At 62.5% G+C, this 14,932-nt stretch carries 10 protein-coding genes; 7 read left to right on the top strand and 3 right to left on the bottom strand.

The window, feature by feature from the left end; translation table 11 throughout:
- Positions 1–144: 144 nt before the first annotated feature.
- Together FJ970_RS21090 and FJ970_RS21085 are read right to left on the bottom strand one after the other, a co-directional pair.
- Positions 145–966 carry a DsbA family protein gene (locus tag FJ970_RS21090; protein ID WP_140760117.1) on the bottom strand — a complete coding sequence of 274 codons (822 nt, stop codon included), beginning with the start codon at positions 964–966 and terminating at the stop codon, positions 145–147.
- 63 nt (positions 967–1,029) lie between these two features.
- On the bottom strand, positions 1,030–2,424 hold the full coding sequence (locus tag FJ970_RS21085) for a M48 family metalloprotease (protein WP_140760119.1): 1,395 nt from the start codon (positions 2,422–2,424) through the stop codon (positions 1,030–1,032).
- 146 nt (positions 2,425–2,570) lie between these two features.
- Between FJ970_RS21085 and FJ970_RS21080 the strand changes: the two genes are divergently transcribed.
- Both FJ970_RS21080 and FJ970_RS21075 read left to right on the top strand, forming a co-directional pair.
- Complete coding sequence (locus FJ970_RS21080) at positions 2,571–3,719, top strand: pyridoxal phosphate-dependent aminotransferase (RefSeq protein WP_140760121.1); 1,149 nt, start codon at positions 2,571–2,573, stop codon at positions 3,717–3,719.
- Positions 3,720–3,723: 4 nt separating this feature from the next.
- Positions 3,724–4,653, top strand: coding sequence for a glutaminase (locus tag FJ970_RS21075; protein ID WP_140760124.1), 930 nt, complete (start codon positions 3,724–3,726; stop codon positions 4,651–4,653).
- 99 nt (positions 4,654–4,752) lie between these two features.
- On the opposite strand, the gene FJ970_RS21070 is transcribed toward FJ970_RS21075, so the two are convergent.
- A complete protein-coding gene (locus tag FJ970_RS21070) occupies positions 4,753–7,710 on the bottom strand; it encodes a ribonuclease E/G (protein WP_140760126.1) in 2,958 nt (985 codons plus the stop codon).
- Between the two features lie 653 nt (positions 7,711–8,363).
- Between FJ970_RS21070 and FJ970_RS21065 the strand changes: the two genes are divergently transcribed.
- The 5 genes from FJ970_RS21065 (at position 8,364) to FJ970_RS21045 (ending at position 14,909) form a co-directional block, all read left to right on the top strand.
- Positions 8,364–9,626 carry an N-acetylmuramoyl-L-alanine amidase gene (locus FJ970_RS21065; RefSeq protein WP_140760128.1) on the top strand — a complete coding sequence of 421 codons (1,263 nt, stop codon included), beginning with the start codon at positions 8,364–8,366 and terminating at the stop codon, positions 9,624–9,626.
- Positions 9,627–9,839: 213 nt separating this feature from the next.
- Entirely contained in the window at positions 9,840–12,284 is a 2,445-nt protein-coding gene (locus FJ970_RS21060; RefSeq protein ID WP_140760130.1) for a penicillin-binding protein 1A, read from the top strand.
- Positions 12,285–12,407: 123 nt separating this feature from the next.
- Positions 12,408–13,539 (top strand): peptide chain release factor 2 gene (prfB, locus tag FJ970_RS21055; protein ID WP_140760132.1). Its coding sequence is split into 2 segments (ribosomal slippage): positions 12,408–12,473 and positions 12,475–13,539, totalling 1,131 coding nucleotides; the frame shifts between segments, so codons are not numbered across the junction.
- Between the two features lie 511 nt (positions 13,540–14,050).
- Positions 14,051–14,428: a hypothetical protein gene (locus tag FJ970_RS21050; protein ID WP_140760134.1), complete on the top strand. Its 378-nt coding sequence runs from the start codon at positions 14,051–14,053 to the stop codon at positions 14,426–14,428.
- Between the two features lie 112 nt (positions 14,429–14,540).
- A complete protein-coding gene (locus FJ970_RS21045; protein WP_140760136.1) occupies positions 14,541–14,909 on the top strand; it encodes a GFA family protein in 369 nt (122 codons plus the stop codon).
- Positions 14,910–14,932 lie beyond the last annotated feature (23 nt).

The raw sequence follows: 14,932 nt of genomic DNA, 5'->3' as shown, positions 1-14,932 counted from the left end.
AAAGCCGACCTTTTCCGGCGCCAGCGTCAAGCCGGCGCGCTGGGCCTCTATACCGGGCATAGTCGTCCGCGGAAAGAGCGCAAGTGCGTTCTTTCACTGTCCACAACAGGCCGAAATGCGCCCGTGAAGAAAACCGCTTGCCGGTCAAAGCGCGGCTTTCGCCGCCTCGATCTTTTCGGCAAGCACTTCCTGCCCGAGCGCCCCGAATACGACCTCGTTGCCGACGACGTAGGAAGGGGTTCCGGTGATCTGCAGCTTGTTGGCAAGATCGTAAGTCTTGGAGAAGGCCTGGGGGATCGACGCGTCCTTCATCTTCTCGCGCAGCGTCGCCTCGTCGGCGCCGAGCGAAAGCGCGATCTTGATCGCCGTTGCCTCGGTGGCGCGCCCCTGGCCGCCGAGCAGCGCATTGTGGAACGCGCCGTACTTCTCCGGCATCATCATGTGGAACGCCATCGAAACGACGCTGGCCTTCTGCGAATCCGGGCCCAGGATCGGGAATTCCTTGAGGACGAAGCGCAGATCCGGATCGGACTTGGTCAGCGCCCGCATGTCCTCGATGGCGCGTTTGCAGAAGCCGCAATTATAGTCGTAGAACTCGACGATCGTGACCTTGCCGTTCGGGTTGCCGACGACCCCGTCGAAAGTGGAGTTGAAGATCTGGTCCTTGGCGTTCTTGATGACGCCGAGCGCCGCGAGCCGCTGTTCCTCCTTCTGCTTGGCTTCGAGCGCATCCTGCACTTCGAGCAGCACTTCCGGATTCTTCAGCAGATAGTCGCGGATGATTCCCTCGACCTCGGTGCGGTCGATTTTAGTGTCGGCCACGGCCGTCTGGACGGGCTGAGCCGCCTGGACAGGCTGTGCCGTTCCGGCCTTCGCAATCTGCGGACTGCCGGCCACGAAACCGAAAGCCAGCATGGCAAGGGCGACCGCAACCCCTGTGGTGCCCAGCAGCAGTGCCTTTTTCATCGTTCTCGTTCCTTCTGCCTGTTTTCCGGTCTGTCGCAGCACGCGGCCGGAGGGTTCATGAAATTACTGGCTCTTGCCTGATGATTTGTAGTTAATGATGTCCTGGGCGCGTATCCAGCGCGGCTCGCCGCGCTTCATCTGCTGTTGCGCCCGCATGGCGAAGATCTTCGCATCCTTGTAGTCGCCGGAATAGAAGTGGCCTTCGGCGGTGGCAAGGTCGGCCCCCGGTATGTCTCCCAGCTTGCCGTAAGCCTGCGCCAGATAACGATACCCCGTGGAATTTTCCTTGTCGCGCCCCAGGCCATTGTTGATCTGTACGACGGCTTTCTTGAGCGAGTCGGGCGTGCCGACCGCCATCAGCGCCTGGCCAAGCGAGACAGGCAGCAGTCCGGATCGTGCCGGATCGAGGCTGACCGCTTTGGAATAAGCGTCGGCCGCATCTCCAGGTTTGTTCGCTTTCAGCAATATGTCGCCGCGCAGCTCCTGGAAGTAGGCATTCTTGGGCTGCGCCTTGATCAGGGCGTTGGTCTTGGCGAGCGCCGAGGCGAGATTGCCGTAGAGATAGGTCGACTGGGCATCGCCATAGAGCGCCGCCATGCTGCCCCGCATCTTCTGCATCAGCCGCGCCGCGGCGGCCTGGCCTTCCATGTAGACGGCAATCTTCACCCGCATCATGTCATGGCGCTGCTGCAGCGTCGGCGGGTCGAGCGTGTCGACGTTGGGGCTTTGCTTGACCAGCACTTCGAGGTTGGCGATGCGGTCCTGCGGCATGGGATGGCTGATCCGGTAGGGATCGACCTGCGCGCCCGACAGCGACAGCGCGGTCTGGAAGCGGTGGAAGGTCTTCAGCATGCCCATGCCGGACTGGCCGGTGGCGTTGAGATAGGTGATCGCCGAGCGGTCGGCCGTGATTTCCTCGGTGCGCTGATAGGCGAGGATGCTGCGCTGCGCCATCTCGCCGCCGCCAGCCGCAACGCCCATGCCGGCGCCGGCAAGGCCGCGGCTGTTTGTGGTCGCGCCGGCAACCATGGCGCCGGCGCCGAGCAAAGTGGCGATGATGGCCATGGTCTTGGCGCGTTCGAGCTGTTCGCGTAGTTTCTGTTGGTGGCCGCCGGCGATATGCCCGGCTTCGTGCGCGATGACGCCGATGATCTCGTTCGGCGTCTCAGCCATCATCAGCGCGCCGGTGTTGATGAACAGACGGCGCCCGGTGACGAAGGCGTTGAAGCTGGAATCGTTGACCAGCACGATGTCGATGCCGTCATTCGCGAGCCCGGCCGCCCTGAAGATCGGCCGCGCATAATCGCGCACCAGAGCTTCGATCTCGGCGTCGCGTACCACTGGCACGCCCTGGGCGAAGGCGGTCGCCGAACCGGCCACCGCAACCGCGGCGGCAAGCGAAATCGTCGCGAAGACACGCGCTGTCTTGGCAATCGTCGATCTGGATCGGCTCAACATAATGTGTCGACTGGTAGACGAGCGGGCGAAAGATGAAAAGTCGGCGCCGGAAAAACTTCCTCAACTTGTGATCCTAACATCAATCGGGCATTTGTGCGGCGCATGCGTCAGGACCTGGCGCGCTCAATCCTCGGACAGGGATAAAAATGGTCGTTTCGCTCTCCCATCGCGGCAATGTCGAGCCGTTCCACGCCATGGATGTGCTGGCCGAGGCGAACCGGCTAAAAGCGGCCGGCATACCGGTGATTTCCATGGCGGTTGGCCAGCCATCCGATCCAGCGCCGGTACGAATTCGCGCCGCTGCGGCCAAGGCGCTGGAGGACGGACGCATAGGCTATACCGACACCTTGGGTCTTGCCTCGCTGCGCAAGGCGATCGCCGGGCATTACGCGGACCACTATGGCCTCGATGTCGACCCCGGCCGGATCGGGGTAACCACCGGATCGTCGGCGGCCTTCAATCTCGCCTTTCTGGCGATGTTCGATCCGGGCGACCGGGTCGCCATCGCCGCGCCCGGCTACCCCGCCTATCGCAACATCATGGCAGCCCTTGGCATCGACGTGGTCGAAATCGAACTCGGTGACGCGGCTTATCTGCACGCCGGCCATCTGGAGGCCGCGCATCGCGAGAAGCCGCTGAAGGGCGTGCTGTTCGCAAGTCCGGCCAATCCGACCGGCGCTGTCATACCGGCCGACGAACTGGCGATCCTGGTCAACACGGCGGAATCCTTTGGCATCGCCGTCATTTCCGATGAGATCTACCATCGGCTGGCCTATGGCGCCCCGGACACCACGGCACTCGCCTTTAGCAACAGCGTGACGGTGATCAACTCCTTCTCGAAATACTACTGCATGACCGGCTGGCGCATCGGCTGGATGGTGTTGCCGGACGAACTCGTGCGCCCCGTCGAGCGGATCGCCCAGAGCCTCTACATCTCGCCGCCGGAGCTGTCGCAGATCGCGGCGATCGAGGCCTTTGCCGCAACCGAGGAATTGGAGGCGGTGAAACGACGCTATGCCTGGAATCGCGAGCTCTTGATGAAGCGACTCCCGGAGTTGGGTTTTCCCCTGGCGGCGCCCATGGATGGCGCCTTCTATGCCTTTTGCGATGTCACCCGGCACAGCAATGACAGCATGGCCTTTGCCCGCAAGATGCTGGCCGAAGCGCATGTGGCGGCGACGCCCGGCCGCGACTTCGACACCCGGGCTGGGCACCGTACGATGCGGTTTTCCTATGCCGGCAGCCACGACGACATGGTCGAGGCGCTGGCACGCATCGAACGCTGGTTGAGGTAGCGCTATGCCGGAGCTCGAACAGGCGCTGGCGGAAGTCGCGGCGGAAATGGCTGAACGCACCGATCGCGGCGATGTCGCGACCTACATTCCCCAACTGGGCAAGGTCGACCCGAAGAAATTCGGCATCGCGGCCGTCACCAATGATGGTCGCACGCTGGTGGCCGGCGATGCCGACCAGGTTTTTTCGATCCAGAGCATCTCGAAGGTGTTCGCCCTGACGCTGGCGCTCGGCAATGTCGGCGACGCGCTGTGGGAGCGGGTAGGGCGTGAGCCCTCCGGCAACCCGTTCAACTCGATTGTCCAGCTCGAGCATGAGAACGGCATTCCGCGCAATCCGTTCATCAATGCCGGCGCCATCGTCATTTCCGACATCCTGCTTGCCGGCCACCAGCCGCGCGAGGCGATCGGCGAGATCCTGCGCTTCATCCAGTTCCTCTGCGACGACGAGACAATCATCATCGACCGCGAGGTCGCGGCCTCCGAACGCGCCACCGGCTACCGCAACTTTGCGCTCGCCAATTACATGAAGTCCTTCGGCAATCTCCACCATGCGCCGGAACTGGCGCTGGGCGTCTATTTTCACCATTGCGCCATCGCCATGAGCTGCCGGCAGCTGGCAATGGCCGGCCGCTTCCTCGCCAATGGCGGCAAGAACCCGGCGACGGGGCATTCCGTGGTCTCGGCTGAGCGGGCGCGGCGCATCGGCGCCATGATGCTGACCTGTGGCCACTATGACGGCTCGGGCGATTTCGCCTTCCGCGTCGGTATTCCCGGCAAGAGCGGCGTCGGCGGCGGCATATTGGGCATCGTGCCGGGTATCGCCTCGCTCGCCGTCTGGTCGCCTGGCCTCAACGCCAACGGCAATTCCAAGCTGGGTTCGATCGCGCTGGAAAAGCTCGCCAGGATGATGAACTGGTCGATCTTCGCGCCATAGGGATCACGACCTGCCGGACATGAAAAATCCCGCGCCGTTCGTTTCGATCGGCGCGGGATTCTTTTTTTGTCAGAAAATCAATTCAACAGTTTGAAAAGCTTAGAAAAACCCTTTCCGCTGCCACCAACCGGCACGCTTCGGCTTTTCTTCGGCCTTGGCTTCGGGCTCATCGGCCACCGTCGAGGAAACCACCGGCACGACAGGTGTATCGGCGGCTGCCGCCTTGCGGCGTGATGGCCGGGCCTTGGGTGTCTCCCCCGTGACCGCTGCCTCGTCCGATGCCATGGCTGGCGTCTCGGCGGGTGCCTGCACGGCCATTTCCGCGGTCGGCTCCTCGGCGGCGGCTTCGGCGGCTGCCTTCTTCGGCTTGACTGCGCGGCGCGGCTTCTTGGGCTTCTCGGTGCTCGGCGCCTCATCGCTCACGGCAGCCGCCGGTTCTTCGACGGCAGCGGCAGCCACCGGCTCGATCGACACAGGCTCGCTTAGGGAAGCGTCAGCCTCGGCAGGCTCGGTTGTTTCACCGGCTTCCGCCTCGGTCTCGCCTTCGCCGTCTTCGCGACGGTTGCGCTTGCCGCCGCGTTTGCCGCGCCGGCGCTTCTTGCCCTGGCCATCGTCGGATGCTTCCGCCGTTTCGACGGTCTCGCTTGCGGCGCCCGCGGCCTCGTCGTCTGTCTCGGCGTCGTCATGATCCGCCGCGCTTTCCGACGCGGAGAAGCCGTCATCTGGCGTGGAGAGAGAAGTGCCGTCCGTCGGGGCGCCATGCTCGCGGTCGCGATCCTTGCCGCCGCGCCGCCTGCGACGCTTGCGGCGCTTGCGGTCGCGGCCTTCGCCTTCCTCGCCGGATCTGGGCTGCTGATGCTGCGACGGCTGGGCGTGCCGTGGTTGCTCGGCTTGAGCCGGCGCTTCGTCTTCCTCCTCGACGACGACGATCTCGTCCTCGGGCTCTTCCGGCTCGACATAGGCCGGCAGACTGCGCACCTCGACGAAGCCTTCCGGCTTCTCGGCCAGTGCCCCGCGGAAGATCGCATAGTGCTGCGCGCCGACCGTATCGTCGGCCTCGATGGTGACGGTCAGGCCGAAGCGGCTTTCCAGCTCCACCAGCGTGCCGCGCTTGTGGTTGAGCACGTAGAGCGCGGTCGCGGCCGGCGTGCGTACCGTGATGTGGCTGCGCGAATCCTTGAGCAGGAATTCCTCGATCGCCCGTACCACCATCAGCGCCACCGACGAATCGGAGCGCACATGCCCGGTGCCGCCGCAATGCGGGCACGGCTTCATGGTCGATTCCAGCACGCTGGCGCGGATGCGCTGGCGCGACATCTCCATCAGGCCGAAATGCGAGATGCGGCCGACCTGAATGCGTGCGCGGTCGTTCTTGAGGTGATCCTTCAGCCGCTTCTCGACGGAGCGGTTGTTGCGGTTCTCCTCCATGTCGATGAAGTCGATGACGATCAGCCCGGCAAGGTCGCGCAGCCTGAGCTGGCGGGCGACTTCCTCGGCCGCTTCCAGATTGGTGTGGAGCGCGGTGTCCTCGATCGAGTGCTCCTTGGTGGAGCGTCCCGAATTGACGTCGATGGCGACCAGCGCTTCGGTCTGGTTGATGATGATGTAGCCGCCGCTCTTCAGCGTCACTTGCGGCTGCAGCATGCGGTCGAGCTGCGCCTCGATGCCGTTGCGCACGAAGATCGGCGTCGTGTCGCGGAACGGCTGAACCACCTTGGCGTGGCTCGGCATCAGCATGCGCATGAAGTCCTTGGCTTCGCGGTAGCCCTCTTCGCCGGAAACCAGAATCTCGTCGATATCCTTGTTGTAGAGATCGCGCACCGAGCGCTTGATCAGGCTGCCTTCTTCATAGACGAGGGCAGGGGCGGTGGACTGGAGCGTGAGATTGCGCACGTTCTCCCACAGTCGCATCAGATATTCGTAGTCGCGCTTGATCTCGGCCTTGGTGCGGCTCTCGCCGGCGGTGCGCAGGATGACCCCCATGCCTTGCGGCACTTCGAGATCGGCAACGACTTCCTTGAGGCGCTTGCGGTCGACCGCGCTGGTGATTTTGCGCGAAATACCGCCGCCGCGCGCCGTGTTCGGCATCAACACCGAATAGCGTCCGGCGAGCGACAGGTAGGTGGTGAGCGCCGCGCCCTTGTTGCCACGCTCTTCCTTGACGACCTGCACCAGCAGGATCTGCCGGCGCTTGATCACTTCCTGGATCTTGTACTGGCGGCGCACCGGCTTGCGGCGGTTGCGCACTTCCTCGAGTGCATCCTCGGCGCCGACGGATTCGATCTCATGATCGTCGGGATGGGAAGAGGATACTTCCTCGAGCATCCCGCGATCATTGTCGCTGGAAGTGGCTTCGCTGCCCTGTTCCGGCTGCGGAACAGGCTCGGAAATCACATCGGCTTCGACGGAGGCGGCGATCGACTTGGGGCCGCCGTCGCTGGCCTCGCTTTCATCCTGTTCGGAAGAGCCCCCGTCATGCTCGGGTGCAGCATCATCTTCGGATGCACCGGCGTGCTCCGAGGCATCCCCCGCGTGTTCCGTGATCCCGGAAACGTCGGGCATGTCCTCGGCGACGGCATCCGCGCCATTGTCGCTGTGTTCGTCTGCCTCGCCAGCGGTTTCGTTTGCCTCGCCGGTATCGGCTGTGCCGGCATCGCGCCTGTTTTCACCACGGTCGCGGGTCTTTCCGCCGCGCCGGCGACTGCGCCGTCCACGGTCCCGGCTCTGGCGATCGTCGCCTTCGCCGTCCTCGTTCTCTTCGTCCTCGGCCTCCTGTGCTTCCGCGCGCAGCAGTGCCTGACGGTCGGCGACCGGAATCTGGTAGTAGTCGGGGTGTATTTCACTGAAGGCGAGAAAACCGTGACGGTTACCGCCATATTCGACAAAGGCTGCCTGAAGGGAAGGTTCGACGCGCGTTACGCGGGCGAGGTAGATATTTCCTTTGAGCTGCTTCTTGTCCTGGGATTCAAAGTCGAATTCTTCGATACGGTTACCGCGTACGACGACAACGCGTGTTTCCTCCGGGTGGGAGGCGTCTATCAGCATTTTGTTGGGCATTATTTCGTTTCCCCCCGGCAGCCGTCAGCCGCAGCTGGCGGGGCAAAGCCCGCTGCTGTGTGTCTGGATGAGAGTGGGTGCCGGACAATTGAACGTCCGCCGGACGCTGCCCGCGTGTCATGGCGGTGCCGCCCGCAGCCATATTGGCGCGGTTTGATGCGGACCTTTCCATGATTGCGCTTGAAGCCATCGTCACCAGCAGAACCTTTTGAACCAAAGCCCGGAAACCGGACCAGCTTGTTTGCTCATACAGAGCCGGCGCGGGAACAAACCCGGCCGTTTTCCTCACGCAGGCGATTCCCCCGCCACGGGCGCACACCTGCGAAATTCGTCGCAATCACCTGAAGCCTTTTCGCCTGAAGCGAAAGGAGCCGCCTTTCATCTGACCCTGTAGCAGGAAGCTGCGGAGGAGGGCGGTTCCAGGATTGCAGTGATCCACCATCGCTTTTATGATTTGGCGGGTTGGAAGGCAACCCCGATTTCCGATGCCGGCAAAAAGCAGTTCCGTTGCGTAAGCCTGGGTTCCGATCCTGCATGAAAAGGCTTGGTTAACCTTCTCTGGATACCAATCGTTAATCGAGTTCGCCGCCTAACCGGCACTTCGACGAAACGAGCCGGCGCCTGGCGCCAAACCGGGAGCGACTGGAAGAGAGATGGGACTGGCGGACTTCACAGACAAGGGATGTCGTGTTGGCGGCCAGATCCTCGGTGCCTTCTGTCTCGTGCTGCTGGTGGTGTTTTCGTTCGCCTTTTCCACTATTGCCGATGCCGCCGACGCGCCGCTCGTGGCGAAGGGCTACAAAATGGCCGGCGATGCCACCAAGATGCGCATCGTCATGGATTTCGATCGCGAGCCTGACATCAAATGGTTCCTGCTGCGCGGGCCCAACCGCCTTGTCATCGATCTTGCGAACACCCGATTTGCCGTCGATGCCAAGGATTTGAAGCCGCGTGGCCTTGTCAAGGGCGTGCGGCTCGGCGAACTCGGCGAGGGCGTCTCGCGACTGATCCTGACCGGCAAGGGGCCGTTCGCCGTCGACAAGCTCGATGTGCTCAAGAACGAGGACGGAAGCGGCTACCGCATTGCCATCGACATGTCGGCGGCGTCCGAACGTGAGTTTGACGCCGCCCTTGCCAATCAGGCACTGAGCACCGGTTCCACGGTTTCGACCGACAAGGGCGGCCGGGTCGGCACGGGACCAGTCTCCAATCCGGGCCACCGATTCACCGTCGTCATCGACCCCGGCCATGGCGGCATAGATGGCGGCGCCGAGGGCCTGCACGGTACTATCGAGAAGAACGTCACGCTGGCCTTTGCCACGGAGTTGCGCGACAAGCTCGCGGCCATCGGCAAATACGATGTCTTCATGACCCGTGATACCGATGAATATCTGCGCCTGGACGACCGCGTCCGCATTGCCCGCCAGCATGAGGCCGATCTGCTGATTTCCATTCATGCCGACACGATCAGCGTCAAGGGCATCCGCGGCGCCACTGTCTATACGGTCTCCGACAAGGCTTCCGACCCGGAAGCGCAGGCGCTTGCCGACCGTGAAAACCTGTCCGACCAGTTCGCCGGCATGGTCATCAAGGACGACAACAAGGAAGTGACCGATATCCTGATCGACCTGATCCGCCGCGAGACGCACACTTTCTCGATGAGTTTTGCCCACACATTGGTCGGTCAGCTCTCGACCAGCGTCGGCCTTATCAACAATCCGCAGCGTTCGGCCGGATTCAAAGTGCTGAAGGCCCCGGACGTGCCGTCCGTGCTGGTCGAGCTCGGCTATCTCTCGAACGCCAAGGACGAGGCGCAACTGCTCGACGCCGAGTGGCGCGGCAAGGCAGCGCAAAGCATCGCCAACGCCGTCGCATTGTTCGCTTCCGCGCGCGCCGGGATCGGAACCGGAGGTTGACCTCTGTCGCGGCGCCTGCAACCAGAGGCGGCGTTGCGGGATGACAACACCCGGCACTTTTATTTCCGGCTTGTGGCCGTGAAACGCGGCCCTGCCGTATTTTGTCCACATGGTGGCGACATGGGTTTTCGATTGCGGATTGGGACCGGCTCGAAAGCTTGCGTGGAAGGCGGCTTCGTTTAGGAAATTCCCGAACCAAGGACTGGAGCGGGTATGATTCGTCTCATTGGCTATTTTTTCGGCATCGGAACGACGCTGGCCCTTCTGGCCGCGGCGGGCGTTGCCCTCTACATCGGCCATATAGCAAAGGATCTGCCCGACTACGAAGTGTTGGCCAAGTACGAGCCGCCGGTGACCACCCGTATTCATGCCTCGGATGGCTCGCTGATGGCGGAGTATGCACGAGAACGGCGCCTGTATTTGCCAATCCAGGCCATCCCGGATCGCGTCAAGGCCGCCTTTCTGTCCGCGGAGGACAAGAATTTCTACAGCCACCCTGGTGTCGACATAACGGGGTTGGGCAGAGCGGTGATGACTTATGTTTCGGGTGGCCCCATGCAGGGCGGCTCGACGATCACCCAACAGGTTGCCAAGAACTTCCTGCTGACCAACGAGCGCTCCCTGGAACGCAAGGTCAAGGAAGCCATCCTTTCATTCCGCATCGAACAGGCCTATTCGAAGGATCGTATCCTCGAGCTCTATCTCAATGAGATTTTCTTCGGCTTCAATGCCTATGGTGTCGCCGGCGCCGCGCTGACCTACTTCGATAAATCGGTGAACGAGCTGACCGTGGCCGAGGCCGCTTATCTGGCATCGCTCCCGAAAGGTCCGGCCAACTACAATCCCTTCAAGCACGCCGACCGGGCTATCGAACGGCGAAACTGGGTGATCGGCCAGATGGTCGAAAACGGTTATGTGACGCCCGAAGAGGGCGCGAAGGCGAAGGCCGAGCCGCTTGGCGTTGCTCCGCGCCGCACCGGCTCCTACCTTTTCGCCGGCGAGTACTTCACGGAAGAGGTTCGTCGGCAGATCATCGCCCGCTACGGCGAGAACGCCCTCTACGAGGGCGGGCTGTCGATTCGCACCACCCTTGACCCGAAGGTCCAGCTCATTGCCCGCAAGGCGATGCAGAATGGATTGATGAAATACGATACTTTGCGCGGCTATCGCGGACCGGTGAAGACGATCGACGTCTCTGGCGACTGGGGTGTGCCGTTGGGCGCCGTCAAGGGACTGGAAGACGTTCCCGAGTGGTCGCTGGCCGTCGTGCTCGACAGTTCGGCGTCCGGGCTGTCGATCGGCCTGCAGCCCGCACGCCAGGCGTCGGGCGATATCGTGAAGGAACGCGTCGAAGGCACCGTCAGCAAGGAAGACATGGGCTTTGCCATGCGCCATGTGGTCGACGGCAAGACAGTCAAGGCCAAGTCGCCGGCCGACGTGCTGAAGCCGGGCGACGTCATCTTCGTCCAGAAGAACGACGGTTCCGACAATGCCTACAGCCTGCGCCAGGTTCCCGAGGTGGAAGGCGGCCTGATCGCGATGGATCCGCACACCGGCCGCGTGCTGGCCATGGTCGGCGGTTTTTCTTATTCGCAGTCGGAATTCAACCGCGCCACGCAGGCAATGCGCCAGCCGGGCTCCTCGTTCAAGCCGATCGTCTATTCGGCCGCGCTCGACAATGGCTATACCCCGGCCTCGGTGATCATGGACGGACCGATTACCATCCAGAGCGGCAACACCACCTGGACGCCGAAGAACTATGACGGCACGGTCGCCGGCCCGGCGACACTGCGTTCCGGCATCGAGAAGTCGCGCAACCTGATGACGGTGCGGCTTGCCAATGACATGGGCATGAAGCTGGTCGTCGAATATGCCGAGCGCTTCGGCGTCTATGATCACCTGGCGCCATATCTGCCGATGGCGCTGGGTTCGGGTGAGACGACCGTCATGCGCATGGTTTCGGCCTATTCGATCATGGCCAATGGCGGCAAGTCGATCAAGCCGTCGCTGATCGATCGCATCCAGGACCGCTACGGCAAGACGGTGTTCAAGCAGGACGAGCGTGGCTGCGAAGGTTGCAACGCGACTGAGTGGAAGAATCAGCCGGAGCCGGAACTTGTCGACAATTCCGAGCAGGTGCTCGATCCGATGACCGCCTACCAGATCACCTCGATGATGGAAGGCGTCGTCCAGCGCGGCACCGGTGCAACCGTCGGCGAGCTTGGCCGCCATATCGCCGGCAAGACCGGCACCACCAACGACGAGAAGGACGCCTGGTTCATCGGCTACACGCCGAACCTCGTGGTTGGTCTCTACATGGGTTACGACACGCCGCGCGGCCTTGGTCATGGCGCCACCGGCGGCGGTCTTGCCGCCCCGATCTTCAAGGATTTCATGCGCGTGGCGCTGGACGGCACGCCCAATGTCGACTTCAAGGTGCCCGACGGCATGAACCTGATCGCCATCAACCGCAAGACCGGCATGCGCGCCACCTCGGGCGATCCAGGCACCATCATCGAGGCCTTCAAGCCGGGCACCGGCCCCGCCGACAGCTACTGGGTAATCGGCATGGGCGCCGACGGCTCCAATGCCTCCGGCGGCGCGTTGTCGCCGCAGGCCAACCAGGCCATCCAGGACGGCGGCGGCGGCCTTTACTGACGGTTCACACGTCCAAATGGGCCAGCCTCGAACTGGTCCATTTCGCTTTACACTTGGCGGCACCGTCCCTATGTATCGCGCCGACCGAAGCGTCATTTCAGCAACAGGACAAAATACCAGGCCATGCGCGCGGAAACGCAGAATATTGTCGACGAGATCAGGCAGGCGATAACCCTGCTGAGGAGGCATCTTTGACTGGGATCAGGCCATAAAGCGGCTTGAATACCTGAACGTGCGAGCCGAGGACGCCAGCCTCTGGAACGAACCGCTGGAAGCGCAGAAGCTGATGCGCGAACGCCAGGGCCTCGAGGAAGGCATCGCGGCGGTCAAGGGGCTGACCCAGGCGCTGGAAGACAATATCGGCCTGATCGAGCTGGGCGAGGAAGAGGGCGACGAAGGCGTCATCGCCGAAGCCGAAGCCGCGATCCGCTCGATGCAGGGCGAGGCCAAGGCCCGCCAGGTCGAGACGTTGCTCTCGGGCGAGGCCGACGCCAACGACACCTACCTCGAAATCCACGCCGGCGCCGGCGGAACCGAAAGCCAGGACTGGGCCTCGATGTTGTTGCGCATGTACACGCGCTGGGCCGAGCGCCGCCGCTTCAAGGTCGAGGTGCTGGAAGTGCATGACGGCGAAGAGGCCGGCATTAAGTCCGCAACCTTGCTGATCAAGGGCCACAATGCCTATGGCTGGATGAAGACCGAATCCGGTGTCCATCGCCTGGTGCGCATCTCACCCTATGACAGCAATGCGCGCCGCCATACGTCGTTCTCCAGTGTCTGGGTCTATCCTGTCGTCGACGACAGGATAGAGATCGACGTCTCCGAATCGGACGTGCGCATCGACACCTATCGTTCGTCCGGCTCGGGAGGCCAGCACGTCAACACCACCGATTCGGCCGTGCGCATCACCCATATCGCCACCGGTATCGCGGTCGCCTGCCAGGCCGAACGCTCGCAGCACAAGAACAAGGCCAAGGCCTGGGAAATGCTGCGCTCGCGACTCTACGAGGAAGAGCTGAAGAAGCGCGAAGCGGTCGCCAACGCCACCGAGGCGTCGAAAAGCGATATCGGCTGGGGTCACCAGATCCGCTCCTACGTGCTGCAGCCCTATCAGTTGGTGAAGGATCTGCGCACCGGCGTCGAGAGCACCAGCCCGTCGAGCGTGCTCGACGGCGACCTCGACGATTTCATGGAGGCCTCGCTGTCACAACGCATCGAGGGCGGCGCGGGCGAAGTGGTAGCCGACCTGGATTAGGCTGCATGTGCGCGTCATCGCAAGGCTTCTGATTCGGCATGTTGCTCTCGTGCAGGACGGGGTCTTTTCCTGTCCCCAAAACGGGAGCGTCGCATGTTTGTCGCTCGTCCGACCGCCCCACATCTTCGTGGGCCGCGGGGCGACTGGTGCTCCATTGCTGACGATCTGCGACCATGTCACCGGCAATCAAGAGCATGTGATCGCGCGCATCTGACGATCTGCCGGCTGGAACCACTCCGGACCAATCCCGTTGTTTGCATGCCCCGCCTTCCGGGAACGAACCTGGTCTGAATCTCGTCAGGGGTAGCAGTATGTCATGCGCGTGCGCCTCATGGTCTGGGCGCTGCGGCTTCTTGCGCCGACCAAGGAATCAGCCCAGCATCCAAACGCTGGGAGACAAAAAAGCATTTATGGCCGGACGCGGCATATCTGCGACTGACGATCCGGCCACTGGGAAGACACGTTCCGGGAACGGGCAGGCGAAATGCTTGACGCTCGAAAGGAACGTCCCATGTCTGCTGCCACGCCCAGATCGGCCCGAGCCGTTCAACCGGTCGGCCGACTTATGTTTTCCCTGTTCGCTATCGGCGTGATCGCGATGTTCGCGCCAGCTGCTTTTGCTCATGACGCCAAGCCTACGGCGGCAAAGCCGCAGGGTTGGAGCTATCCGTTCGCCTGCTGCGCCAACTATGACTGTCGTGCCGCGCATACCGGCGAGGTGCTGGAGAAACCCGAGGGCTACGTGATCGCCGGCACCGGCGAGGTGGTTCCGATGACGGACAAGCGCGTCAAGGACAGCCCTGACGGCGAGTTTCACTGGTGCGCTCATCAAGCCGGTCTCGATGCCGGCAAGACGATATGCCTGTTCGTGCCGCCGCGTTCTTTTTGATGCTGCGCGGCTAACGCCCGTCGGTACACGCGTCTGCTGACGGATGGTTGTCAGGATCGCTTCTTTATGCTGCCTTGCCGCTTGGGCGCAGGACAATGGAGAGGTGATGTTCATGGCCATCAAAGGAAGCTGCCACTGCAAGGCGACGATATTCGAGGTGTCGGAGGCGCCGCGGACGGTGACACAATGCACCTGTTCGTTCTGTTCGAAACGCGGCTCGCTTTGGGCCTACTATACCCCATCGCAGTTCAAGCTCGTCACGCCGCTGAAGAACGTTTCCTTCTATCAATGGGGCTCGAAGACCGTAAAGCATGGTTTTTGCGCAAGCTGCGGCTGCGGCACCTTCACCGAAACACCGGACTGGTCGACCGGCGAGCCGGATTTCGACAATCCGAAGATCAGCGTCAACTCGCGGCTGTTCGATGACTTCGATCTCGACAAGGTCGAAGTGGTGATCATTGACGGCAAGAATCTCTGGTAGCCCGTCAAGGGTGCTTCGTTGCG

This window comes from Mesorhizobium sp. B2-1-8, assembly GCF_006442545.2.
In the GTDB taxonomy this organism is placed as follows: domain Bacteria; phylum Pseudomonadota; class Alphaproteobacteria; order Rhizobiales; family Rhizobiaceae; genus Mesorhizobium.
Note: the sequence above shows the minus strand (reverse complement) of the source record. Positions and strands in the feature narration are given on the sequence as shown.

Bases quoted from the DNA above. Each gene is read 5' to 3' on its own strand.
- FJ970_RS21090 (WP_140760117.1), bottom strand. From the start codon at position 966: ATGAAAAAGGCACTGCTGCTGGGCACCACAGGGGTTGCGGTCGCCCTT.
- FJ970_RS21085 (WP_140760119.1), bottom strand. From the start codon at position 2,424: ATGTTGAGCCGATCCAGATCGACGATTGCCAAGACAGCGCGTGTCTTC.
- FJ970_RS21080 (WP_140760121.1), top strand. From the start codon at position 2,571: ATGGTCGTTTCGCTCTCCCATCGCGGCAATGTCGAGCCGTTCCACGCC.
- FJ970_RS21075 (WP_140760124.1), top strand. From the start codon at position 3,724: ATGCCGGAGCTCGAACAGGCGCTGGCGGAAGTCGCGGCGGAAATGGCT.
- FJ970_RS21070 (WP_140760126.1), bottom strand. From the start codon at position 7,710: ATGCCCAACAAAATGCTGATAGACGCCTCCCACCCGGAGGAAACACGC.
- FJ970_RS21065 (WP_140760128.1), top strand. From the start codon at position 8,364: ATGGGACTGGCGGACTTCACAGACAAGGGATGTCGTGTTGGCGGCCAG.
- FJ970_RS21060 (WP_140760130.1), top strand. From the start codon at position 9,840: ATGATTCGTCTCATTGGCTATTTTTTCGGCATCGGAACGACGCTGGCC.
- FJ970_RS21050 (WP_140760134.1), top strand. From the start codon at position 14,051: ATGTCTGCTGCCACGCCCAGATCGGCCCGAGCCGTTCAACCGGTCGGC.
- FJ970_RS21045 (WP_140760136.1), top strand. From the start codon at position 14,541: ATGGCCATCAAAGGAAGCTGCCACTGCAAGGCGACGATATTCGAGGTG.